Source organism: Mesorhizobium sp. M9A.F.Ca.ET.002.03.1.2, from assembly GCF_003952365.1.
Classification (GTDB): Bacteria; Pseudomonadota; Alphaproteobacteria; order Rhizobiales; family Rhizobiaceae; genus Mesorhizobium.
This window is the reverse complement of sequence record NZ_CP034443.1, coordinates 2030800-2054563: the sequence shown is the minus strand read 5'-3', so window position 1 is coordinate 2054563 and position 23764 is coordinate 2030800. Positions and strand designations below refer to the sequence as shown.

The window sequence follows — 23764 nt, the reverse complement described above, 5'->3', positions numbered from 1 at the left end:
ATGGGCACGGAGACGGCCATGTTCATCCAGACCGAATCGACACCAAATCCGGCGACATTGAAGTTCCTGCCCGGCAAGGAGGTGCTTGTCGACGGCACCGCCGATTTCCGCGATGCCGACAGCGCCGCCGCTGCCTCGCCGCTGGCTGGCCGGCTGTTCGAGATCCCAGGCGTCACCGGCGTCTTCTTCGGCTATGATTTCGTCACCGTGACCAAGGACGGCCCCGACTGGCAGCATCTGAAGCCCGCGATCCTCGGCGCCATCATGGAACACTTCATGTCCGGCGCGCCTGTCATGGCCAAGGCCGGCCCCGCCGCCGAGACCAGCCAGACCGGCGAATTCTACGACAAGGCCGACGAGGAACTGGTCATCACCATCAAGGAACTGCTCGACACGCGGGTGCGCCCGGCCGTCGCCCAGGACGGCGGCGACATCACCTTCCGCGGCTTCGAGAACGGCACCGTGTTCCTGCATATGAAGGGCGCCTGCGCCGGCTGCCCGTCGTCGACGGCGACGCTGAAGCACGGCATCCAGAACCTGCTCCGGCATTTCGTGCCCGAGGTGCAGCAGGTCGAGCAGGTCTCTTAGAGGACCCCAATTAATCGCCTTCCAGACAAAACAAAAAACCGGGCCGAATTGCCCGGTTTTCTGTTTGCGACGTCTATTTGTTGCCTAGACGGTCCGCGCATGATTCCTTTTACAAAACGATGACCTTGGCGCCGACCGAGGTGCGGTCGTAGAGGTCGATGATGTCCTGGTTCATCAGCCGGATGCAGCCCGACGACATCGCCTTGCCGATCGAGTTCCACTCCGGGCTGCCATGCAGGCGGTAGCCCGAATCGCCGCCCTTGTTGAACAGATACAGGGCGCGCGCGCCGAGTGGGTTGGTCAATCCCGGCTCCATGCCGCCGGCAAATTTGGCGAGCTCCGGCTGACGCCTGATCATCGCCGAAGGCGGCGTCCAAGTCGGCCATTCGCGCTTCACCGCGATACGGGCGGTGCCGCGCCACTCAAAACCCTCGCGGCCGACGCCGATGCCGTAACGCATCGCCTCGCCGCCGCCCATGACGTAGTACAGAAACTTGTTCTGCGTATCGACGACGATGGTGCCCGGCTTTTCATCGGTGTCGTAATTCACCACCTGCCGACGATATTTCTGCGGCACCTTTTCGATTGGAATGCGGGGCAATTGATAGCCCGCATCGGTCACCGCGCCATAGTTGTTGTTGAATATCTGCGAGCCGATGGTGCTGCAACCAGCGATAGCGGCCGACAACGCAAACGCGACGACGATTGCAAATGGCTTCATGCGCATAAAAAGGTTCGATGCCCCGCCAAATAGTGCGGCACGTTGCGGCCGCTTTGTCGCCATTATTCATGCTGGCATTTGCTTTGCTTGCCAAGCGCGCGATGACTATATGCGGGGGCTTACGTGCGGTAAGTCCGCAACTGTGGCTTTTCGGCAACGGTCGCTGCAGGATTGTGAAGCAAATTCAATGGGCGGTCCGCCAGACCGCCGGAGGTCGAGGAATCGCCATGAATGTCGGAGAAGCCGCCCACCGTTCCGGCCTGCCGGCCAAGACCATTCGCTACTACGAGGAGATCGGCCTGATCCGACCGCGGCGCGCCGGCAACGGCTACCGCGACTATTGCGGCGACGACATCCACCGGCTGGCTTTTCTGCGCCGCGCGCGCAATCTCGGCTTTTCTATCGAAGATTGCCGCCAGCTGATGGCGCTCTATGAGGATCGCGGCCGCGCCAGCCATGACGTGCGCGAGATCGCCGCCGCGCATGTGACGGCAATCGAGGAGAAGGTGCGCGAACTGTGGTCGATGCGCTCGACCCTGCAGAAACTGATCCACGCCTGCCACGGCGACGAGCGGCCGGACTGCCCGATTTTGGATGATATTGCGGGGGCTGCGCGGCCCGATGACAAAGTCGTTTCTGCACAGGTGTGAAGGTTGCGCGACACCAGCCATTCCGTAGCGTGGGTAGCCCAACTAGCGACCAGCTCTGCAAGCCGCAACGGCCGACCTTACGATCCCGGCGGGCGATACCGGATCGACTTCGCCTTGCCAAGCGCTTGCATCGTCTCTTCGACGCTAAGGAGAACGGTGGTCTCGCACGAGCTGAGCGCTCCTCCCGCACCAATGGCGAGCACGACAGATGCCATCGACACGTTGTCTGGCGCCTCCCACAGATTCCAGCCATCGTGCTCTCCGAAGGCGTACCAGAACCCGTGCAGCTTTCCGCCCACCGATTCGATGTAGGAACGGGCCGCCTCGCGTCTATCTTCGGGGTTTTCGATCAGGCGGGCCCAGGTTTCGGGCGTATAGCTGAATTTCGTGAGATACATGGGCATGGTTCATCTCCTCCCAGAGTTACCCCTACGAACACAATTAAGCGCCCCAATCCGAGAGAACGCGAGTCATTTCCGGGGCGTAGTGCCGGCTTATTTGCGGTATCGCTAATGGACGTGCTTCAATGCCTTTCCTCGCGGAGTAGGGTCGATGGCAGCCTATCTTATTGCTGATGTGGACATAACCGACGCCGCCGTTTTCGAGGAATACCGCCGGGATGTACCAGCAAGCGAAGCGCGCTACGGGGGAAGGTACATCGCTCGTGGCGGAGCCACCAAAGTGCTGGAAGGCGATTGGGAACCTCATCGCCTGGTCATTGTCGAGTTCCCGGATATGGCCTCCCTCATGGCATGGTACGACTCTCCGGAATACAGCCGGCTCAAAGCCATCCGCGAACGCTGCGCAAAGACGAGGATCATTGCTCTGGAGGGCATGATGCCCGTAGATTAAAGGAAGGGTTTGTAAAGTACATAATCGCCGCCAAAAAACAGGTTCAAACCGTGAACAACATCTGGCATGGTGTCCGCCATGCCAATCATTTCTCCCATCCCCCTCAATCCCCTGATCGACGGCCGCCAGTCGGAGCGCGCCATGCTGGTGCGGCGTGGCGTGCAACGGCTGCTGAAAGAGATGGGCGCGCATGTGCTGCCCGAACTGTCGCTGGCCACCGGGCGCCGCGCCGATCTCGTCGCGCTGACCCGCCAGGGCGACATCTGGATCATCGAGATCAAATCCTCGATCGAGGATTTCAGGGTCGACCGCAAATGGCCGGACTACCGGCTGCACTCCGACCGCTTCTTCTTTGCCACCCATCCCGGCGTGCCGTCGGAGATCTTTCCGCAGGAATGCGGGTTTATCCTTTCCGACGGCTACGGCGCCGAAATCCTGCGCGACGCGCCCGAGCACCGCATGGCGGCGGCGACGCGCAAGGCGCTGATGCTGAGGATCGCGCGGGCCGGTGCGTCGCGGCTGCTGGCGGCGGAACTCGCCGGCGTGGCGGTGCCGGCGCTGGAGGGAGAGAGCGAGTAGCTTTCGACCTTTGCGCTAAGCGTCAAGTGCGGCTGCTTTCGCAGAACCTGGGTTCCTCGCCCCACAAAGTGGGGAGAGGTGGCCCGGCGAAGCCGGGACGGAGAGGGGCCTTCACGGCGTCCGGGAGCTCGTTGTCTCAAGGCGCCTGAAAGGCTTCGTACCATGGCGAGTCACGCACCCTGTCCCTCACCGGGTTCTGACTTCGCGGATGTCGCCCCCCTCTCCGTCCCGGCTTCGCCGGGCCACCTCTCCCCCGCTTCGCGGGGGCGAGGAACGGCGCCAATCGGCCAGTTCTACTCCTCGTCCTCCTCTTCCCCATTCGCGGCCGGCGCCATCAACAGCACGGCTGCGCCGAGGATCGCGGCGATGACGGATCCGGCGAGGATGCCGACTTTCACCGCGTCCTGCAGCTCGACGTTGCTGGCGAAAGCGAGCAGGCCGATGAACAGGCTCATGGTGAAGCCGATGCCGCAGAGCAGAGAAATGCCTGTCATGTGCAGCCAGCCGGCATTCACCGGCAGATCGGCAAAACCGAACCGGATGGCAAGCGCGGAGGAGCCGAACACGCCGACCAGCTTGCCGACGACGAGGCCGGCGGCGACGCCCAGCGTCAGCGGCTCGACCAGGGTGGCCGCGCTCAGGCCAGCAAGCGAAACGCCGGCATTGGCGAAGCCGAAGATCGGGATGATGACGAACGGCACGACGTTGTGCAGGCCATGCTCGAGCCGATGCAGCGGCGAATGGTCGAGATCATGACTGATGCCCGGGGTGATCTTCAGAGGGATGGTGAGGGCTAGCGCCACGCCGGCGAGCGTGGCATGGACGCCCGATTTCAGCACCAGAACCCATAGGACAAGACCAAGCACGAGATAGGGCAGCAGCGTCAGCACCTGCATGCGGTTGAAAACGACGAGCAGAGCGATGACCGCGAAGGCGGCGCCGAGATAGGCGAGCGACAGGTCGCTTGTGTAGAACATCGCGATGATGATGACCGCGCCGAGGTCGTCGATGATGGCAAGCGCGGTGAGGAATACCTTCAGCGACCCCGGCACGCGGCTGCCGAGCAGCGACAGCACGCCGAGCGCAAATGCGATGTCGGTGGCGGTCGGGATCGCCCAGCCGGACAAAGCGGCCGGGTTGTCGCGGTTGATGGCGACGTAGACAAGGGCAGGAACCAGCATGCCGCCGGCTGCGGCGATGCCGGGCAGGGCGCGCCGCGGCCAGGTCGAGAGCTGTCCGTCCAGCATCTCGCGCTTGATCTCCAGGCCGACCAGCAGGAAGAACACGGCCATCAGGCCGTCATTGATCCAGTGCGATACGCTGAGCGGTCCCAGATAGGCGTGAAGAGCTTCGAAATAGGCCTGGGACAGCGGCGAATTGGCGACGATCAGGGCCAGTGCCGCGGCCACCATCAGGACGATGCCGCCTGCCGCCTCGCTGGCGAGGAATTCGCGAAGAACGGAAACCGGCCGCTGCCGAAGAATGGAAGCCGGTGGCTGCTTCTGGTCCTGCATGTGCTCTCCGTCCTATCGGCCGGCAGGGCCGGTTTCACCTGGTGCGATGATGCGCAAGCATCAATGGCAGGGCAAGCCTCTACGCCGCGCGTCTTTGGAACGCCGCAGTGGTTCGCGCATGGTGCTTTCCGAACCGAAGGTCAGCGAAGCAAAATCGATCCCGGGGAATCATGCGTCAGCGCGGCGCGCGCTTGGCGAGTATCCGCTGCAGCGTGCGGCGGTGCATGTTGAGCCGGCGCGCGGTCTCGGAGACGTTGCGGTCGCACATTTCGTAGACGCGCTGGATGTGCTCCCAGCGCACGCGATCAGCCGACATCGGATTTTCGGGGGGTGCCGCGCGTTCACCCGCCGTGCGGGTGAGTGCGGCGAAAACATCGTCGGCATCGGCCGGCTTCGACAGATAGTCGATGGCTCCCAGCTTCACCGCCGTCACCGCGGTGGCGATGTTGCCGTAGCCGGTGAGGATGACGGCGCGGGCATCGTCGCGCTTCTCGCGGATGGCGGCGACGACGTCAAGGCCGTTGCCGTCGCCGAGCCGCATGTCGACCACCGCATAGGCCGGCGGGTTGGCGCGCGCCTTGGCCACCGCCTCCTCCACGCTCTCGGCCGTCTCGACCACGAAACCCCTGGTTTCCATGGCGCGGGCAAGCCGGGTGAGAAACGGCTTGTCGTCGTCGACGATCAATAGCGAGGTGTCCTCGCCTTCAACCATTGCGCCAATCGTTTCGTCGCCACTCATCGTCTTAAAATTCCTGCTGCCTGATTTTTACGCAGATATAGTTTTGGAACGCCATTGTCCAATTCAGGCCGTGTCAAACATGATGGCCGAAGCCTGCTCAGGATTGAGGAAGACGCCGCGCGGCCACGATATCTGCACAACCGCGCCCTCGCCCGGTTCGCTCGAATTGCGGAAATCGAGGGTGGCGCCGGAGCGTTCCAGCAAGGTCTTGGCGATGAAAAGACCAAGGCCCAGGCCGCCGCCGGCCTCGGTGCCCTGGCGCGTCGACATATAGGGTTCGCCGATGCGGTCGATGATTTCGGGAGGAAAGCCCGACCCGTCGTCGGTGATCGAGAAGGTAACAGTGGCCTCGTTCCAGCTCCAGCGCACGGTGACGACCTTGCGGGCGAAGTCGACGGCGTTCTCGACCAGATTGCCGAGGCCGTAGATGACGCCGGGATTGCGTCGCCCGACCGGTTCGGGGCCGACGCGCTCGCCGGGGCGAAGCTTGATCGAGATGCCGAAATCGCGGTGCGGGGCCGTCACCTCCTCGACCAGCGAGGTCAGCGGCAGGCGCGAAAGATGCGCCTCGCCCTCGGACGACAGGCTGGTCAGGCGTTTGAGGATTTCGCGGCAACGCTCGCTCTGCGAACGCAGCAGCGTCACGTCCTCGCCGTATTTCGGATCGCCTCGAAGCGCTTTCTCCATCTCCTTGGCGACAAGCGTGATGGTGGCAAGCGGCGTGCCCAATTCATGCGCGGCGGCGGCGGCGAGGCCGTCCAGGGCCGACAGATGCTGCTCGCGCTGCAGCACCAGCTCGGTGGCGGCAAGCGCATTGGCGAGCAGGCGCGCTTCCTCGGCCACGCGGAAGGCGTAGATCGCGGTGAAGGCGATCGAGGAAAACACCGCCATCCACATGCCGGCGACATAGATGAACGGCATCGCCAGCGGCGCGCCCTCGTACCAGGGCAGCGGCAAATGGAAGAAGACCAGCAGGCTCGCCGCCACCATAACCAGCGTGCCGAGGATGGCGGTCAGCCGCAGCGGCAGCGATGTCGCCGAGATGACCACGGGCACCGTGACCAGCACCGAAAACGGATTGGTGAGGCCGCCGGTCATGTAGAGCAGGCCGGCAAGCTGCAGGCTGTCGAAGGTCAGGATGGCAAACGCCGGCAGCGGGGTCAGCCGGTGCGCCGCCGGATAGCGGAAGGTCAGCAACAGGTTCATCCAGGCCGAACAGGCGATCAGTGCGAAGCAGAGGCTGACGGGCAGCGGGAACTTCAGCCCGTAGGCGACGACGAGAACCGTCAGGCTCTGGCCGACAATGGCGAGCCAGCGCAGCCTGATCAGCGTGTTGAGGCGCAGCCGCTGGCTTTGCTGGAAGTCGGGCGCCCGCAGGATGTTTATCATGGCTAAGGATTATAGCCGGAAAACGACGAGCGCCAGACCATCATGCTCAGGTCCCCCGCGGCTTGGCGCGGCTGGTGGCGGTGGCGAGAAGCGGGTTCTCCGGCCAGACATGCTTTGGGTAGCGGCCGCGCATGTCGGTGCGCACATCGGCCCAGGAACCGCGCCAGAAGCCGGGCAGGTCACGCGTCGTCTGGATCGGCCGGTGCGCCGGCGACAAAAGTTCCAGCGTCAGCGGCACCGTGCCGTTGGCGATTGCGGGATGCCGGTCGAGGCCGAACAGCTCCTGGACGCGGATCGCCAGCACCGGCCATTCGCCATCATAGCGGATCGGCACGCGGCTGCCCGACGGCGCGTCGAAATGGGTCGGCGCCAGCGTGTCGATCCTGCGCTGGAGATCGTGCGGCACCAATGCCGTCAGGCCGGCCGAAAGCACGCCCGGTTCGATCGCAGCAAAGGACGCCGTACCGGAGAGGAACGGCAACAGCCAGTCGTCGAGGCGGTCGATGAGCGCGGCGTCGGAAACATCGGGCCAGGTCGCGCCGAGGCCGCGATGCAGCCAGCCGAGCCGTTGCCGCAGTGTTTCGGCCTCCTTGCTCCACGGCAAAAGCGACAGCCCGTGTTCGCGCAGAGCGTCGAGAATGGCGCGATCCGCCTCGGCGCCGACCGGCGCCGGCAGCATGCGTTCGGACAGGGTGATGGCGCCGAGGCGAGCGGTTTCGCGCACACGCACCGCGCGCCTGTCACGGTCGAAGCTCACTTCGCGGCGGGTCTCGATCTTGCCGGCAAGCGAAGCGCGAATGTCGGTCTCATCCACCGCCGCTGCCGCCGTGATGCGGGCGGTCTGCGCCTTGCCCTGCAGGTCGGCGACGACCAGCCAGGTTTCGCCCGCCAGCGGATCGGCGGCGTCGAGCATGGCGCCCGAACCGTTGGCCAGCACGAAACGGCCGCGCTCGCCACGCGCCCTGGCGACGCGGTCCGGCCAGGCATGGATGAGGAGAGCGCCGGCGTTGCCCTCCCCCTTGTGGGGAGGGTCGGCGAGCGAGCCTTGCGCAGCAAGGCGCGGGAGACGGGGTGCCGCGCTCGACCTACCCCACCCCGCTCCGCTTCGCGGATCGACCCTCCCCTCGAGGGGGAGGGTGAAGAGGGTGAGGCCTGTTTCGCCAAACGCTCTGCAAGCTGCCGTGCAGCGGTGGCGCGCGGCGATCTTTCGGAGCGGAACCGCACCAGCCGCCGTTCGAGGTCGGCACCGTCGCCGCCAAGGCCGCGCTCGGTGAGCAGCACGGCGAGCATCGCCGCTTCGACCGCCTGATTGGCCTTCGCCGCCTCGGTGATCATGTGAGCCAGCCGCACCGGCAGCGCCAGCCTGCGCATCGCAGCACCCGACTCGGTCAGGCGCCCTGCCCCGTCAACGGCGTCGAGCGCACGAAGCAGCGCCCTTGCCTCGTTGAGTGCCGGGGCCGGCGGCGGATCGAGGAAGGAAAGGCTCACCGGGTCGGCGACACCGAAGGCGGCGCAATCGAGCATCAACCCCGAAAGATCGGCTTCGAGGATTTCCGGCGGGGTGAAGGCGGGAAGTGCCGACGTCTGCTCGGCCCGCCACAGCCGGATGGCGACGCCCGCTTGCGTGCGGCCGGCGCGGCCGGCGCGCTGGTCGGCGGAGGCCCTGCTAACACGCACCGTCTCCAGTCGCGTCAGGCCGCTGGCCGGCTCGTAGCGCGGCAGGCGCGACAGGCCGGAATCGATGACGACGCGCACACCGTCGATGGTGATGGAGGTCTCGACGATCGACGTCGCCAGCACCACCTTGCGACGGCCGGACAGCGCCGGCTTGATCGCCGCATCCTGCGCCTTGCCGTCGAGCATGCCGTAGAGCGGCACGATGTCGGTGTCGGCATTGACGCGACCCTGCAACCGCTCGGCGGTACGCTCGATCTCGCGCTGGCCGGGCAGGAAGGCGAGCACGCTGCCGCTCTCATCGGCAAGGGCCGCGCGGATCGCCTTGGCCATGGCGTCCTCTATTGCCGTGCCGGCCGGCCGCTCGTCATAGCGGATATCGACCGGAAAGGCGCGGCCTTCGCTCTCGATTACCGGGGCGCCGGAAAGCAAGCGAGCGACCCGCGCGCCGTCGAGCGTCGCCGACATGACCAGCAGTCGCAGATCGGGCCGCAGCGCGCCTTGCACGTCGAGCGCCAGCGCCAGGCCAAAATCACCATCGAGCGAGCGCTCATGGAATTCGTCGAAGAATACAGCCGAGACGCCGGGCAGTTCCGGGTCGTCGAGGATCATCCGCGCGAGCACGCCCTCGGTGACGACGAGGATTTTCGTCCTTGCCGAGGTGCGATTCTCCATGCGCATGGCATAGCCGACGGTTTCGCCCGGCTCCTCGCCGAGCAGTTCGGCCATGCGGCGGGCGGCAGCGCGGGCAGCGAGCCGGCGCGGCTCGAGCAGAATGATCTTGCCCGTGCCGAGCCATGCTGCATCGAGCAGCGCCAGCGGCACCAGCGTCGTCTTGCCGGCGCCGGGCGGCGCCACCAGCACGGCGCTGTTGCCATGGTCGAGCGCGTCGCCGAGCGCCGGCAGCACGGCGGAAACCGGAAGCTCCGGCAAGGGTTTTCTGGTCATTGTTCCAGGGATGCTTCCATCCAGTCGCGGCGGATCCGCAGCGACCGCATATCAGCGGTGACGGCTGTCGCGCAACCGGTGCGGCCAGATCAAAGCCGCGTCCGCGAAAACGGATTCCAGCGCACTGTGCCGAGCCTCACCTCCTCGCGCACCATCGTCAAAAGGCCGGAGCCGCCGACGACGGTGAGGCCGACAAGCGACAGGAAATCGGGATATTCCTGGAAGAACAGCGCGCCCAGGATCACCGCCCAGAGGATCTGCGAATAATGCGTCGGCGCGATCCGGTTGGCGGGCGCGTATTTGACGGCCAGTAGCTGAAGCAACTGGCCGCAAGCGGTGAATACGCCCGACAGCACCAGCCAGGCCAGTTGCCTTGCGTCCGGAAGCGAGAATGACGTGGCCGCGGCGCCGATGCCGTTGAAGAACGGGCCGTAGCCGATCAGCACGCCCAGCATCGTCGTGCGTTTTTCCCCGGCCGCGAGCGAACGCATCAGGATGACGCTGGCGGCGGCGAGGAAGGCAACGCCGAACGCGGCAAGGTGACCGAGATGCAGGTCGCGAAAGCCCGGCCGCACGACCAGCATGACGCCGGCAAAGCCGGCGACCACCGCCAGCCATCGCCACGGGCCGACCTTCTCCTTGAGTATGACGGTGGAGAGAATGGTGACGCACAGCGGCGCCAGGAAAATCAAGGCATAGGCTTCCGCCAGCGGGATGGTGGTGAAGGCATAGACGCTGAGCACGCCGGACGCGATGCCGGACCAGGCGCGGGCCTGCACCGCCCAGGGCCGCTTGGTGCGCCAGAAATCACGCCAGCGTTCGCCGTTTGGCCGGGTGAAGAGAAGAAACAAGCCGGCAAACAGCGTCGAGTAAAACCCGATCTCGAACACCGTGAACTGCCCGCCCAGGCTTTTGACGACGGCATCGTTGCACGAATAGCTTGCATAGGCGATCAGGGCGAGCAGGATTCCGTTCGTCACGTTTTTCCATTCCGGGAGAGAGTGGGATGAAGTGGAGAGCGTAGAGTGAAGGCATTGGCGCTCGGTGCGCATCCGGACGAGATCCTCATGCTCGGTACGATGGGCGCTTAAGCCGCGCAAGGCGCAGAATTGGTTTTTGCGATAGCCACGGATGGCGCCAAGGGCGGGAAGAGCGATCCAGGACTGCTCGCCCTTCCCGCCGCAAGGAAGCAACGGCGTCGGCGGACCTGCTTGGCGCAATGTATTTCCTCAACTTCCCTGACGGCTGCTTTCGCCAGCCCCAGTGATCCGGCCGGTGATGGTCAGGACGAGAACGGTCGATTGAACCGGCTCCGGTGCGCCGACCAATCCGGCAGCCGCAATTTTCCCGGACCAGCACCCCGGGACGGAAGCGCCATGTTGCGGCGCAGCAACGAATTCGCTTGCCTTGTTTAGTAAAAATTGCATCACTAAACAAATTACTAAACATCCGCGGTTCAACCGCGTCGTCATGTTTAGGCCCCTGAGGAGGGGGGTTGAGGTTTCTTGAAACCGTCATCCGGGCGCGTTTCGCAAATGGGAGGAAGGCATGAAATCGACCTTGAAACTGACGTTAGGGAAACTGACGTTGGGACTGGCCTCGGCAATGCTTGCGTCGACAGCCGTCTCGAACGTCGCACATGCGGAAGACCTGACGCTTTGCTGGGCAGCATGGGACCCGGCCAACGCGCTTGTGGAACTGTCCAAGGACTTCACCAAGGAAACCGGCATCGGCATGAAATTCGAGTTCGTGCCGTGGACCAACTATGCCGATCGCTTCCTCAACGAATTGAATTCCAAGGGCAAGCTGTGCGACCTGATCATCGGCGACAGCCAATGGATCGGCGGCTCCGCCGAGAACGGCCACTACGTCAAGCTGAACGACTTCTTCGACGCGGAGAAGATCAGCATGGACGACTTCGTGCCGGCGACCGTCGTCGGCTATTCGCAATGGCCGAAGAACTCGCCGAATTACTGGGCGCTGCCGGCCATGGGCGACGTCGTCGGCTGGACCTATCGCAAGGACTGGTTCTCCAAGCCGGAACTGCAGAAGGAGTTCAAGGAAAAATACGGCTGGGATCTCGCCGCGCCGACGACCTTCGACCAGTTGAAGCAGATCGCCGAGTTCTTCCAGAAGCGCGAGATCGACGGCAAGACGGTCTATGGCGCGTCGATCTACACCGAGCGCGGCTCCGAAGGCATCACCATGGGCGCCATGGACGTGCTCTACAGCTTCGGCTTCAAATACGAGAACCCCGACAAGCCCTACGAGATGGACGGCTTCGTCAATTCCGAGAAATCGGTGAAGGGCCTGGAGTTCTACAAGGCACTCTATGACTGCTGCACGCCTCCCGGGGCGTCTAACAGCTACATGGGCGAAGGCGTCGATGCCTTCAAATCCGGCCAGGTGGCGATGCACATGAACTTCGCCTTTACCTGGCCAGGCCTGCAGAAGGACGAGAATGTCGGCGGCGACAAGATCGGCTATTTCGCCAATCCCAAGGGTCCCGACGGCGACCAATTCGCCCAGCTCGGCGGCCAGGGCATCTCGGTGGTCTCCTATTCGGACAAGCAGGAGGCCGCGCTCAAATACATCAAATGGTTCGCCAACAAGGACGTGCAGGCCAAATGGTGGTCGCTCGGCGGCTATTCCTGCCTCAACGCGGTGGTGAACGACCCGGGCTTCCCGGCCAGCCAGCCCTATGCACAGACCTTCCTCGATTCCATGGCCATCGTGAAGGACTTCTGGGCCGAGCCCAGCTATGCGCCGCTGCTGCAGGCGTCGCAGAAGCGCTTCCACGATTATGTCGTCGCCGGCCAGGGGTCGGCCAAGGATGCGCTTGACGGCCTGGTCAAGGACTGGACCGAGGTGTTCCAGGACGACGGCAAGATGTAGTCGCTCCTCCCGAGCCCGCGTGTCCCGTGCCGCCCTTGGCACGGGACACAGTTCAGATAAATTCCATTGTCGAGACGACCCAAGTGACCGAAGCGGGACTGACCATGCTCAATCGGACTGCGGACAGCGTTGCCCGGGCTACGCCTGAGCCGTTGGCCCGCAAGGTCCGAGGCATCAGCGACAAGGGCCTTGCCTGGCTGTTCATCTCGCCGACGATCCTCTTGCTGCTCGCCATCAACATCTTCCCGCTGTTTTGGGCGATCTACCTTTCCTTCACCAACTACCGCGCCAATCGCCCCAACGAGGTTGTCAAAAATGTCGGCTTTGCCAATTACCGGCGCATCCTCGGCGACCAGGACATCTGGATCGCCATGCAGACGACGGCGCATTTCGTGTTCTGGACCATTCTGCTGCAGACGCTGATCGGCTTCACGCTGGCCTGGCTGATCGACCGGAAATTTCGCGGCCACGCCTTCTGGACGACCATCATTCTCGTTCCGATGATGCTGTCGCCGGCGGTGGTCGGCAATTTCTGGCGCTTCCTCTACGAGCCGCAGATCGGTCTGTTTGCCTATGCCATCTCATTCGTGTCAGGCATTCCGGCAACGCAGATCGGCATGCTCTCCAACGTCTCGCTGGCGCCGTGGTCGATCGTCATCGTCGACACCTGGATGTGGACGCCCTACGTGATGCTGATCTGCCTCGCCGGCCTGCGTTCGATCCCCGAATACATCTACGAGGCGGCCGAGGTCGACCGCGCCTCCAACTGGCGGCAGTTCTGGTCGATCACGCTGCCGATGGCGTTGCCCTTCATCATGCTGGCGGTGCTGTTCCGCGGCATCGAGAACTTCAAGATGTTCGACATGGTCAACCTGCTCACCGGCGGCGGGCCGGGATCGACCACCGAGGTCGCCTCGATCACGCTGAAGCGGCAGGCCTTCGAAAGCTGGCGGACGGGCTATTCCTCGGCTTTCGCCATCATCCTGTTCGTCGCGGTGTTCGGCCTCGCCAACATCTACGTCAAGGCGCTCAACAAGGTGAAGCAGAGATGAGCCTGACGTCAGCCCATTCGGTCGTCGCACCCTCGGTCACGTCGAAGCGCGTCGCCGGAACGATCATTGTACTTTACGCGCTGATCTCGATCGTGCCGCTGCTGTGGATCTTCGCCACCAGCTTCAAGACACCGCCGGATTCGATCGCCTATCCGCCCAAGATCCTGTTCCAGCCGAGCCTCGAGGGCTACTGCAATCTGTTCTCGACACGGACGCGACAGACGCCGGAATACATCAACTCGCTGGGACCGGCGACCGGCCTCTGCGACGAGACCGTGCGCAAGCGCAACATGGTGATCGCCGGCCCGTCCAACTTCATGCCGCGCTTCGTCAACTCGCTGATCATCGCCTTCGGCTCGACCTTCTGCGCTGTCTTCCTCGGCACGCTGTCGGCCTATGGTTTCTCGCGCTTCAAGGTGCCGCTGGCAGACGACCTTTTGTTCTTCATCCTGTCAACGCGGATGATGCCGCCGATCGCAGTCGCGATTCCCATCTACCTGATGTATCGCGAGCTTGGCCTGTCGGATACCGCGCTCGGCATGATCCTGCTCTACACGGCGGTCAACGTGTCGCTAGCAGTGTGGCTGCTGAAGGGCTTCATCGACGAGATCCCGCGCGAATACGAGGAAGCGGCGATGATCGATGGTTACACGCGCCTGCAGGCGTTCTGGCGCACCGTGCTGCCGCAGGCGACCACCGGCATTGCCGCGACCGCCATCTTCTGCCTGATCTTCGCCTGGAACGAATATGCGTTCGCCGCCCTGTTGACCTCGGGCACGGCGCAGACCGCACCGCCTTTCATCCCGACCATCATCGGCGAAGGCGGCCAGGACTGGCCGGCGGTCGCCGCCGGCACGACGATTTTCCTGGTGCCGATCCTGGTGTTCACCATCCTGCTGCGCAAGCAGTTGCTGCGCGGCATCACCTTCGGCGCGGTGCGCAAATGAGCATGACCCAACCGGCAAGACGCAAATCGCGCTGGCCGGCCTGGGCCAGGCGCGGCTTGATGGAGAACATCGCGACAGTGATCATCGCCATCGGCTTCCTGATGCTGTTCCAGCCTTTCGCACTGCCGCTCTATACTTACTCCTTCGTCACCATGCTGGCCGGCACGGCGATGTTCATCATCGTCTCGAAATTTCCGGAGTAGACGATGGCGGAGATCAGGGTCGAGCATCTGAGAAAGGCCTTCGGCGATTTCGTCGCCGTGCAGGATTCCAACTTCGTCGTCGGGGATGGCGAGTTCTTCGTCATGCTGGGGCCGTCGGGCTGCGGCAAGACGACGACGCTCAGGATGATCGCCGGGCTCGAACTGCCGACAGGCGGCAAGATCCTGCTCGGCGGCGAGGACGTCACCATGCGGCGTGCTCGCGAGCGCGACATCGCCTTCGTCTTCCAGTTGTTCGCGCTCTACCCGCACATGAACGTCAGGAAGAACATCGGCTTTCCGCTGCTGGCGCAAGGCATGCCCGGTGCCGAGATCCGCGCCAGGGTCGAGGAGACGGCGAAGCTTTTGCGCATCGACCATCTGCTCAACAAATCAGTCTCCGGCCTTGCCGGCGGCGACCGCCAGCGCGTGGCGCTCGGACGCGCCATCGTGCGGCGTCCAAAATGCTTCCTGATGGACGAGCCGCTCGGCACACTCGACACCGAATTCCGCGACCTCATGGTCCACGAACTGCGCGAATTGCACAACCGCATCCACGCCACAACCGTCTATGTCACCCATGACCAGATGGAAGCGATGTCGATGGCCGACAAGATAGCGGTGATGAACCACGGCGTCATCGAGCAGTTCGGAAGCCCGCGCGAAATCTACGACCGGCCGGCGAGCATGTTCGTCGCCGACTTCATCGGCTCGCCGCCGATGAATTTTCTGGGCTTCGGCGGCGGGCTTTCAAGGGGTGCCAGGGAGATCGTGGTGCAAGGTGCCAAGGTGGCCGTGCCGGAGGTGCGCGAGGACATCGCGCCGGCCGACATGGCGCTTGGCATCCGGCCGGAACACATCCGCTTCGACGACGCCTCGAAGCTGCGCGGCGCCATCTACGGCACCGAATATCTCGGCACCACGCAGATCGTGGCGGTGGAGACTGCAGACGGCATCATCAAGGCGCGGGTCCCGGCCGAAATCCGGCTCAATGCGGGCGACCATGTCGGCCTGGCGCTGAGCAGCGCCCGGCTGTCGCTGTTCGAGAAAGGCTCCGGCCGCGCGGTTCGCACCGCGATCCATGACGCCACCGCAGAGGTCCGTCATGGCTGACGTGCACATCAAAGGCGTAACCAAGAGCTTCGGCGAGCACACCGCCATCGACAATCTCGATTTGCAGGTCAAGGACGGCGAATTCGTCGTGCTGCTCGGCCCGACCGGCGCCGGCAAGACTACGACGCTGCGGCTGATCGCTGGATTGGAACGGCCGGATATGGGCTCAATCCATATCGGCGGCCGCGATGCGACAGCACTCTCGCCGGCCGAGCGCGACACCGCCTTCGTCTTCCAGCAATATTCGCTCTATCCGCATCTGTCGGTCTACGACAACCTCGCCTTTCCACTGCGTTCGCCGGCACGGCGTTTCCCCGAAGAGGCGGTGCGCCGCCGCGTCGAGGAGGTGGCCAGGATGGTGCGCATCCATCACAAGCTCGACAACCGCTCCACCAAACTTTCCGGCGGGGAGATGCAGCGCGTCGCCATCGGGCGTGCCCTGGTTCGCAAGCCTTCGATCTACCTGATGGACGAGCCGCTGTCGTCGCTCGACGCCAAGCTGCGCGCCGACCTCAGGCTCGAGCTGAAGCGCATCCAGGCCGAGCTCGGCGCCACCATGCTCTACGTCACGCACGACCAGATCGAAGCGATGACCATGGCCGATCGCATCGGCATTCTCGCCGACGGCGTTTTGGTGCAGATCGGCACGCCGCGGACGATCTATTCGGAGCCGGCCAACCTTCATGTCGCCGCAAGGCTCGGCCAGCCGGCGATCAATCTGCTGCCGACCGGCCTGCTGCCCGACGGCGACATGCCGGCGGGAACCAAAACCATCGGCGCGCGTACAGAACATCTATCCATCGGCAAGGCATCGAACGGCCACGCCGACGGCGTTGTTGACTGGGTCGAGCATCTGGGCGACCAGAACCACCTGCATGTGAGCGTCGGGACCAAAAAACTGGTGACGCTGACCGACCCCGACACGCAACTGGAAAAGGGCGACAAGGTGACGATCCGCTACCGGGCGCCGCTGTTCTTCGACCAGGCCGGCAACAGGATCGCAAACCGATGAGCGCTCGGACGATGGACAAGACTGGGACGATGGACAAGGTTGATCTGAAGGCGCTGATATCAGCCACCGCCGACACGATTGTCGCCCACGCGGACGAGCTGACCACGCTCGACCAGGCGATCGGCGACGGCGACCATGGGCTGAACATGAAGCGCGGCTTCGAGGCGGTGCGGGCCGAGGCCGACCAGTTCGCGGCAAAGCCCCTGCCCGACGCGTTGAAGGCGATCGGCACCAAGCTGGTGATGACGGTGGGCGGCGCTTCCGGCCCGCTGTTCGGCACGCTTTTCATGGCGCTCGGCAAGGAAATTTCCGCTGAGCCCGATCGCGCCAATCTGGCGTCTGCGTTCGGCAAGGCGATCGAGGCGGTGGCGGCACGTGGCAAGTCGCAGGTCGGGCAAAAGACCATGCTCGACGTGCTGCAGCCGGTGCATCAGGCGCTGCTACAGGGAAAGACCGGAGCGGAAATTACCGACGCCGCCGACAGTGCGGCCGACACCACCGTGCCGATGAAGGCCTTGCGCGGACGTGCCTCGTTCCTCGGCGACCGCTCGATCGGCCATATGGATGCCGGCGGGCGCTCGGTCGCGCTTCTGGTGCGAGCCGTCGTCGAAACCATTAAGGGCCACGCATGAGCAATGTCGGCATCGTCATCGTATCGCATTCACCGCTGGTCGCCGAGGGCACGGCCGACATGGTGCGCCAGATGGTCGGCGACGAAGTGCCACTTGCATGGTGCGGCGGAAACGGCCATGGCGGGCTGGGCACAAACGTCGAGGCGATTATGGGCGCCATCGACAAGGCCTGGTCGGAGGCGGGTGTCGCCATCCTCGTCGATCTTGGCGGCGCCGAGACCAACAGCGAGATGGCGATCGAGATGATCGGCGAGCCGCGCGCGCAGAAGATCGTCGTCTGCAATGCGCCGATCGTCGAGGGCGCGGTGATGGCGGCGACGGAGGCTTCCGGCGGCGCCTCGCTCAGGGAAGTGGTGGCAACGGCACATGAATTGTCGCCATCGTGAATGAATAGGAATTTTGACTCGATGTCCGCATCCGCCGAAGCCACCGTCCTGATCACCCACGAGGTCGGTCTGCATGCGCGCCCTTCGGTGAAGTTCACCAAACTCGCCAAGACGTTCGCGGCCGAGGTCGAAGTTGCGCTCGCCGCCAACGGGCCGTGGTTCGACGCCAAGAGCATCGTCAAGGTGATGGCGGCCAAAGCGCCGAAAGGCACGGTGCTGCATATCAGGGCCAAAGGCGACGGCGCCAGCGAGGCGGTCGGCGCGCTGGTCGAGCTGGTACGGCGCGATTTCGACGAGGGCGCGGACCATGCCCGAACCGCTTAGGCTGAAGGGGATTTCGGCCTCCGCCGGCTATGCCGAGGGGCCGTTGTTCAACCTGGAGCCGGTTGCCGCGCGCTACGCCGGCAAGGCGAGCGCCGCGGACGAGAGGCTCGCGCTCGAAACGGCAATCAAGGCAGCCATCAGCCGGCTTGCCACGCTGATCGAGGCGGTCGAGGGCGACGCCGCCGACATCCTCGAGTTCCAGATCGCCATGCTGGAGGACGATGCGCTGACCGGCCCGGCCTTTGCCGCGATTGACTCAGGTCAGCCAGCGAATGCGGCGTGGCGGCAGGCGCTCGACGCCGAAATCGTCGGCTACGAGACGTCGGACCAGGACTATTTCCGCGCGCGCGCCGCCGACATGCGCGATATCAGAGACCAGGTGCTGCGGACGCTGACCGAGGACAGCGAGGCTGCCGCGCCGGTGGGCGCCATATTCTACGGCGAGGACATCGCGCCGACGCGCTTCCTCGAAACTGACTGGAGTTCCGGCGGCGGCATCGCCCTGAAAGCGGGCAGTGCCGCCAGCCACGTCGCCATGCTGGCACGCTCGCGCGGCGTGCCGATGGTTGTGGGGCTTGGGGCGGTTGGGCTCGACGCTTTGCCGGCTGATCTTGCCGGCGTCGCCCTGCTCGACGCCGAGCACGGCGGCATCGTGCTGGCGCCGTCGAAAGCCGAGGTCGAGGCATTCCGCCGATCGTCGTCGTCCTTTGCTAGGCGCCGCGACCTGGCTGAAACCTTTTTGGGCCGCCCGGCGGTCACCAAGGCAGGTACGGCGGTACGGGTGCTGGTCAACATAGCTGATCCGTCCGACGTCGATGCCATCGATATCTCGACCTGCGACGGCGTCGGGCTGATGCGCACCGAATTCCTGTTCGGCAAGACGCTGCCGGACGAGGAAACGCAATATCGCGCCTATCGCAAGGTGCTGGAATGGGCCGGCGAAAAGCCAGTGACGATCCGCACCGTCGATGCCGGCGGCGACAAGCCGGTGCCCGGCTTCACTGTGGAGGAAACCAATTCGTTCCTCGGCCTGCGCGGCATCAGGCTGTCGCTGGCAAGGCCAGCGGTTTTTCGCGTACAGATCCGGGCGCTGCTGCGCGCGGCCGTCCATGGCAATCTCAAGGTGATGTTCCCGATGATCGCCGTTGTGGACGAATACGCGCGTGCCGCCGCGCTGTTCGCGGAAGAGCAGGCCGCGCTTGCCGCGCGCGGCGTCGCGCAAAGAATGCCGCCGCTCGGCATCATGGTCGAGGTGCCGTCGGTGGCGGTCGCGCCGGAGGCGTTTGCCGAAGTCGCCTTCTTCTCGATCGGCTCGAACGACCTTACCCAATATGTGATGGCGGCGGCGCGCGACAATGCCTCGGTCGCGCATCTCAATTCGGTCAGGCACCCGGCCGTGCTTCGGCTTATCGCCTCGGTTGCCGCGTTCGGCCGCGCGCAAAAGATACCGGTCAGCCTGTGCGGCGACGCCGGCGGCGATCCGGCGGCGATCCCGGCGCTGATCGAGGCCGGTCTGGGCGACCTGTCCGTGGTTCCCGCCCAGCTCGCCATGGCCAAGGCGGCCATTGCGGACGTCTCGATCTAGGCGCCGGCATGGCCGAGAAGACGCCCGAAGCCGGCTCCGAAGAGGCGATCCGCGCTTACAAGACGATCCTGTCGCAGGTCATCGACCAGCGCCCGTCCGGCATGCGCCAGCGCCTCGCCGACGCGCTGGGCAAGCACCGCAGCTTCGTCACGCAGATTTCCAGCCCGGCCTATTCGACCCCGATCCCGTCAAAACATTTGCCGGCTATTTTCTCCGTCTGCCATTTCAGCCCGGCCGAACGCGACCATTTTCTCGCCGCCTACCATCAGGCTCATCCAGGAAAAATGCCGGTGGCATCAGGCATGCGCAAGACGCGGCATGTCTCGCTCATCGTTCCGGATTTAGGCGACGACAAGCAGAACGCGGCGCTCGACCGGGCAGTCAACGATTTCATCCAGAAGATCACCAGCATCGCCGGCAAGGGCGGGACATAGTCGCGCCACGTTCAGCTATTTCGGGAGGAGACGGCCATGAAGAAGTTTCTGAATTCCGTGGACACGGTGCTGACCGAAAGCCTCGACGGCTTCGTTGCAGCCCATGCCGACCTGCTGGTGCTTGGCGACGAGCATAAATTCGTCCGCCGCAAGATACTCAAGCCGGGCAAGGTGGCGCTGATTTCCGGCGGCGGCTCGGGCCACGAGCCGCTGCACGGCGGGCTGGTTGGGCATGGCATGCTGGATGCCGCCTGCCCCGGCCAGGTGTTCACCTCGCCGACGCCGGACCAGATGATGGCGGCCGCGGAAGCGGTCAACACCGGTGCCGGCTGCCTGTTCATCGTCAAGAACTACGAAGGCGACGTGATGAACTTCGACATGGCCGCCGAAATGGCGGAGGGCGTCATGCAAGTCGTGACCAACGACGACGTCGCTGTAGAGAACTCATCCTACACCACCGGGCGGCGCGGCGTCGCCGGCACGCTGGTCGTCGAGAAGATCGTTGGCGCCGCAGCCGAGCAAGGCATGGCGCTGAAGCAGTTGAAGGCGCTTGGCGAACGCGTCAACGGGGCGACACGCTCCATGGGCGTGGCGCTGACCAGTTGCACCGTACCGGCGGCGGGCAAGCCGACCTTCGACATAGGCGATGGCGAGATGGAGTTCGGCGTCGGCATCCATGGCGAGCCCGGCCGCCGGCGCGACACATTGAAGAGCGCCGACGCCATTGCCGAGGAGATCTGCGCGGCGATCGCCGGCGACCTCGGCGGCAAGGCAAAAGGTCCGGCGCTGCTCTTCGTCAACGGCTTCGGCGGCACGCCGCTGATGGAACTTTACCTGATGTACAACAGCGCCCGCAAAATCTTCGAGAGGAACGGCGTGACGGTCACCCGCTCGCTGGTCGGGTCCTACGTGACCTCGCTCGACATGGCCGGCTGCTCGATCACGCTGACCATGCTCGACGGTGAGACGACCGCGTTGTGGGACGCGCCGGTGCATACGGCCGCGCTGCGCTGGGGCATGTAGCGCACTCCAGAAATAGCCGATGGCAAAACTGTCATGTGCTTTGCCGAGGATTGTCAGGCCAGTGTGGTGGATTCAGGCAGCGATGTTCCTTTCTTTACCTTTGGTAAGGTAAGGAATCCGGCGGGTTTTGGGAGGCAGAACATGCGTTACAATTGGGATCGGGCGCCGACGGGTTTCCAACGTCATAGAAAAGCGTTGGCCGCCGTTTTGCTGATCGCCGGCGGTATTGGATTCATGCTGACGGCGCTGCCGCTCTAGAGCCAATCCGAATGAGCGCAGTCGAGATCGCGCTGGGATGCCCGGGCGCGAATGGCATCCCTTGCCCGCGCGCGGGGGGAACAGTCTTCACCAGCAGCGCCGTCAACATGGCTATCCAATCCCGCATCGCAACTTCATTGCCTATGCCCAACCAAAATCCCCAATCATAATGCGGCACGTTTGCGACCGAGCCGAGGTCGCCAAAAGACGAAATTGCACATGCTTGCAAAAACAGCATACGGTGTTTCAAAGACAGCAAACATTCCTGGGGAGGAAGCTGGATGGCGTCACGCTACCACGAGGTTTATGACGGCTGGAAACGCGACCCGGAAAAATTCTGGGCGGATGCGGCCAAGGCCATCGACTGGTTCTCGCCCTTCGAGACCGTGTTCGATCCGAATGCCGGCGTCTATGGGCGCTGGTTTGGCGGCGCCTCCTGCAACACCTGCTTCAACGCCGTCGACCGCCACGTTGCTGGTGGCCGCGCCGACCAGATCGCGCTGATCCATGACAGCGCGATCTTAGGCACGATCAGGAAATTCACCTATGCCGAACTGAAGCGCGAGGTGGTCGCGCTGACGTCGGTGATGAAGAACCGCGGCGTCCAAAAAGGCGACCGGGTCATCATCTACATGCCGATGGTGCCGGAAGCGGCCTTTGCCATGCTTGCCTGCGCCCGGATCGGCGCCGTGCATTCGGTGGTCTTCGGCGGCTTTGCCTCGCACGAGCTCGCCACGCGCATCGACGACGCCAAGCCGAAGCTGATCATTTCCGCCTCTTGCGGCCTGGAGCCCGGGCGGGTCGTCGCCTACAAGCCGCTGCTCGACAAGGCGATCGAGATGTCCCGGCACAAGCCCGATGCATGCCTCATCCTGCAGCGCGACCAGTTGCGCTGCGAGATGAAGGAGAACTACGACATCGACTATGCCGACGCGGTCGCCCGCGAGCGGGCCGCCGGCGCCAATGTCGACTGCGTTGCGGTGCTCGCCACCGACCCGCTCTACATCATCTACACATCAGGCACGACCGGCCAGCCCAAGGGCATCGTGCGCGACAATGGCGGCCACATGGTCGTGCTGAAATGGTCGATGGAGAACGAGTTCGGCGTCAGGCCGGGCGAGGTGTTCTGGGCGGCTTCCGACGTCGGCTGGGTGGTCGGCCATTCCTACATCGTCTACGGCCCGCTGCTGCATGGCTGCACGACCGTCCTGTTCGAGGGCAAGCCGGTCGGCACGCCCGACGCCGGCACCTACTGGCGGGTGATATCAGAGCATGGCGTGGTCGCGCTGTTCACCGCGCCGACCGCCTTCCGCGCCATCAAGGGACAGGACCCGAAGGGCGAGTTCGTCCCCAAATACGACCTCTCGAAATTCCGCACGCTGTTCCTTGCCGGCGAGCGCGCCGATCCGGAAACCATCAAATGGGCGGAGCAGCAATTGAACGTGCCGGTGATCGACCATTGGTGGCAGACCGAGACCGGTTCGCCGATGACCATCAACCCGGCCGGATTGGGCCTGCTGCCGGTGAAATACGGCTCGCCCGGCGTGCCGATGCCCGGCTACGACATCCGCGTGCTCGACGATGCCGGCCACGAAGTGCCGCGCGGCACGCTGGGCAATGTCGTGGTCAAGCTGCCGCTGCCGGCCGGCTGCCTGCCGACGCTGTGGAACGCCGATGACCGGTTTCGCCAAGCCTATCTCGATGAATTCCCCGGCTTCTACAAGACGGCGGATGCCGGCATGATGGACGAGGACGGCTATCTCTATGTCATGGCCCGGACCGACGACATCATCAATGTCGCCGGCCACCGGCTGTCGACCGGCGCCATGGAGGAGGTGCTGGCCGCGCATCCGGACGTTGCCGAATGCGCCGTCATCGGCGTCGCCGACGCGATGAAGGGCCAGGTTCCGCTCGGCTTCGTCGTGCTGAATGCGGGTGTCGCGCGCGACACCGGCACTATTGAGACCGAGGTGGTCACGCTGGTGCGCGAGCGGATCGGCCCGGTCGCCGCCTTCAAGACGGTGGTGACGATCAAGCGCCTGCCAAAGACACGCTCCGGCAAAATCCTGCGCGGCACCATGCAGAAGATTGCCGACAAGGAAGACTGGGCGATGCCGGCGACCATCGACGACCCGGTCATTCTCGACGAAATCACCGCGGCGCTGAAAGGACGCGGGCTTGGCCGGTAAAGACATCGGGCCGATAGTCAATCGGCTATTGTGCAATGCAGCAAATCGCCATACAGTTTT

24 protein-coding genes and 1 pseudogene are annotated in these 23764 nt (G+C 64.2%); 18 read left to right on the top strand and 7 right to left on the bottom strand.

The genetic code is table 11. From position 1 onward, the window contains the following. Positions 1–18: 18 nt before the first annotated feature. Entirely contained in the window at positions 19–588 is a 570-nt protein-coding gene (locus tag EJ066_RS10250; protein ID WP_126037311.1) for a NifU family protein, read from the top strand. A gap of 109 nt (positions 589–697) precedes the next feature. Here EJ066_RS10250 and EJ066_RS10245 read toward each other — a convergent pair whose 3' ends face one another. Beyond that, positions 698–1315 carry a L,D-transpeptidase gene (locus tag EJ066_RS10245; protein WP_126037309.1) on the bottom strand — a complete coding sequence of 206 codons (618 nt, stop codon included), beginning with the start codon at positions 1313–1315 and terminating at the stop codon, positions 698–700. A 221-nt stretch (positions 1316–1536) separates the two neighbouring features. Between EJ066_RS10245 and cueR the strand changes: the two genes are divergently transcribed. Then, entirely contained in the window at positions 1537–1959 is a 423-nt protein-coding gene (gene cueR, locus EJ066_RS10240) for a Cu(I)-responsive transcriptional regulator (RefSeq protein ID WP_126043816.1), read from the top strand. A gap of 77 nt (positions 1960–2036) precedes the next feature. Here the strand turns inward: cueR and EJ066_RS10235 are convergent, their stop codons facing one another. Next, positions 2037–2363 (bottom strand): GYD domain-containing protein, encoded by a 327-nt coding sequence (locus EJ066_RS10235; RefSeq protein ID WP_126037307.1) that lies wholly within the window; start codon positions 2361–2363, stop codon positions 2037–2039. Between the two features lie 148 nt (positions 2364–2511). On the opposite strand from EJ066_RS10235, the gene EJ066_RS10230 reads away from it, so the two are divergent. Together EJ066_RS10230 and EJ066_RS10225 are read left to right on the top strand one after the other, a co-directional pair. Continuing rightward, a complete protein-coding gene (locus EJ066_RS10230; protein ID WP_126037304.1) occupies positions 2512–2811 on the top strand; it encodes a DUF1330 domain-containing protein in 300 nt (99 codons plus the stop codon). Between the two features lie 78 nt (positions 2812–2889). Beyond that, positions 2890–3390 (top strand): MmcB family DNA repair protein, encoded by a 501-nt coding sequence (locus tag EJ066_RS10225; RefSeq protein WP_189644470.1) that lies wholly within the window; start codon positions 2890–2892, stop codon positions 3388–3390. A gap of 293 nt (positions 3391–3683) precedes the next feature. Here the strand turns inward: EJ066_RS10225 and nhaA are convergent, their stop codons facing one another. From nhaA to EJ066_RS10195, 5 genes and pseudogenes are all read right to left on the bottom strand, one after another. Continuing rightward, on the bottom strand, positions 3684–4904 hold the full coding sequence (nhaA, locus tag EJ066_RS10220; RefSeq protein ID WP_126037300.1) for a Na+/H+ antiporter NhaA: 1221 nt from the start codon (positions 4902–4904) through the stop codon (positions 3684–3686). Positions 4905–5079: 175 nt separating this feature from the next. Beyond that, positions 5080–5643, bottom strand: coding sequence for an ActR/PrrA/RegA family redox response regulator transcription factor (locus tag EJ066_RS10215; protein WP_126037298.1), 564 nt, complete (start codon positions 5641–5643; stop codon positions 5080–5082). 63 nt (positions 5644–5706) lie between these two features. Next, on the bottom strand, positions 5707–7032 hold the full coding sequence (locus tag EJ066_RS10210) for an ActS/PrrB/RegB family redox-sensitive histidine kinase (RefSeq protein WP_126037296.1): 1326 nt from the start codon (positions 7030–7032) through the stop codon (positions 5707–5709). A gap of 46 nt (positions 7033–7078) precedes the next feature. Then, positions 7079–9654 (bottom strand): annotated as a pseudogene (hrpB, locus tag EJ066_RS10200) (ATP-dependent helicase HrpB). Between the two features lie 89 nt (positions 9655–9743). Further along, a complete protein-coding gene (locus EJ066_RS10195; RefSeq protein WP_126037294.1) occupies positions 9744–10634 on the bottom strand; it encodes a DMT family transporter in 891 nt (296 codons plus the stop codon). A 568-nt stretch (positions 10635–11202) separates the two neighbouring features. Between EJ066_RS10195 and EJ066_RS10185 the strand changes: the two genes are divergently transcribed. The 14 genes from EJ066_RS10185 to EJ066_RS10120 all read left to right on the top strand — a co-directional run bounded on the left by EJ066_RS10185 (position 11203) and on the right by EJ066_RS10120 (position 23704). After that, positions 11203–12549 (top strand): extracellular solute-binding protein, encoded by a 1347-nt coding sequence (locus EJ066_RS10185; RefSeq protein ID WP_126037292.1) that lies wholly within the window; start codon positions 11203–11205, stop codon positions 12547–12549. 83 nt (positions 12550–12632) lie between these two features. Continuing rightward, positions 12633–13601 (top strand): sugar ABC transporter permease, encoded by a 969-nt coding sequence (locus tag EJ066_RS10180; protein ID WP_189644469.1) that lies wholly within the window; start codon positions 12633–12635, stop codon positions 13599–13601. After that, positions 13598–14548: a carbohydrate ABC transporter permease gene (locus tag EJ066_RS10175; protein WP_126037290.1), complete on the top strand. Its 951-nt coding sequence runs from the start codon at positions 13598–13600 to the stop codon at positions 14546–14548. The genes EJ066_RS10180 and EJ066_RS10175 overlap by 4 nt, the downstream gene beginning before the upstream one ends. Next, positions 14545–14751 (top strand): hypothetical protein, encoded by a 207-nt coding sequence (locus EJ066_RS10170; protein ID WP_126037288.1) that lies wholly within the window; start codon positions 14545–14547, stop codon positions 14749–14751. The genes EJ066_RS10175 and EJ066_RS10170 overlap by 4 nt, the downstream gene beginning before the upstream one ends. 3 nt (positions 14752–14754) lie before the next feature. Further along, complete coding sequence (locus EJ066_RS10165; RefSeq protein ID WP_126037286.1) at positions 14755–15861, top strand: ABC transporter ATP-binding protein; 1107 nt, start codon at positions 14755–14757, stop codon at positions 15859–15861. Continuing rightward, entirely contained in the window at positions 15854–16873 is a 1020-nt protein-coding gene (locus EJ066_RS10160; protein WP_126037284.1) for an ABC transporter ATP-binding protein, read from the top strand. Before EJ066_RS10165 ends, EJ066_RS10160 begins: the two co-directional genes overlap by 8 nt. A 29-nt stretch (positions 16874–16902) precedes the next feature. After that, the gene (dhaL, locus tag EJ066_RS10155) at positions 16903–17505 is read left to right on the top strand and encodes a dihydroxyacetone kinase subunit DhaL (RefSeq protein WP_126043814.1); all 603 of its coding nucleotides are present in this window, start codon (positions 16903–16905) and stop codon (positions 17503–17505) included. Further along, the gene (gene dhaM, locus EJ066_RS10150) at positions 17502–17891 is read left to right on the top strand and encodes a dihydroxyacetone kinase phosphoryl donor subunit DhaM (protein WP_126037282.1); all 390 of its coding nucleotides are present in this window, start codon (positions 17502–17504) and stop codon (positions 17889–17891) included. The genes dhaL and dhaM overlap by 4 nt, the downstream gene beginning before the upstream one ends. Before the next feature lie 21 nt (positions 17892–17912). Continuing rightward, positions 17913–18215 carry an HPr family phosphocarrier protein gene (locus EJ066_RS10145; protein ID WP_126037280.1) on the top strand — a complete coding sequence of 101 codons (303 nt, stop codon included), beginning with the start codon at positions 17913–17915 and terminating at the stop codon, positions 18213–18215. After that, positions 18199–19800, top strand: coding sequence for a phosphoenolpyruvate--protein phosphotransferase (gene ptsP, locus EJ066_RS10140; RefSeq protein WP_126037278.1), 1602 nt, complete (start codon positions 18199–18201; stop codon positions 19798–19800). The genes EJ066_RS10145 and ptsP overlap by 17 nt, the downstream gene beginning before the upstream one ends. An 8-nt stretch (positions 19801–19808) precedes the next feature. Further along, positions 19809–20234, top strand: a complete 426-nt coding sequence (locus EJ066_RS10135) for a hypothetical protein (protein WP_126037275.1) — start codon at positions 19809–19811, stop codon at positions 20232–20234. 36 nt (positions 20235–20270) lie between these two features. Beyond that, positions 20271–21257 carry a dihydroxyacetone kinase subunit DhaK gene (dhaK, locus tag EJ066_RS10130; protein ID WP_126037273.1) on the top strand — a complete coding sequence of 329 codons (987 nt, stop codon included), beginning with the start codon at positions 20271–20273 and terminating at the stop codon, positions 21255–21257. A gap of 33 nt (positions 21258–21290) precedes the next feature. Next, positions 21291–21515, top strand: a complete 225-nt coding sequence (locus EJ066_RS10125; protein WP_126037271.1) for a hypothetical protein — start codon at positions 21291–21293, stop codon at positions 21513–21515. A gap of 281 nt (positions 21516–21796) precedes the next feature. Next, positions 21797–23704, top strand: a complete 1908-nt coding sequence (locus tag EJ066_RS10120) for a propionyl-CoA synthetase (protein WP_126037269.1) — start codon at positions 21797–21799, stop codon at positions 23702–23704. The last annotated feature ends 60 nt before the right edge of the window (positions 23705–23764 follow it).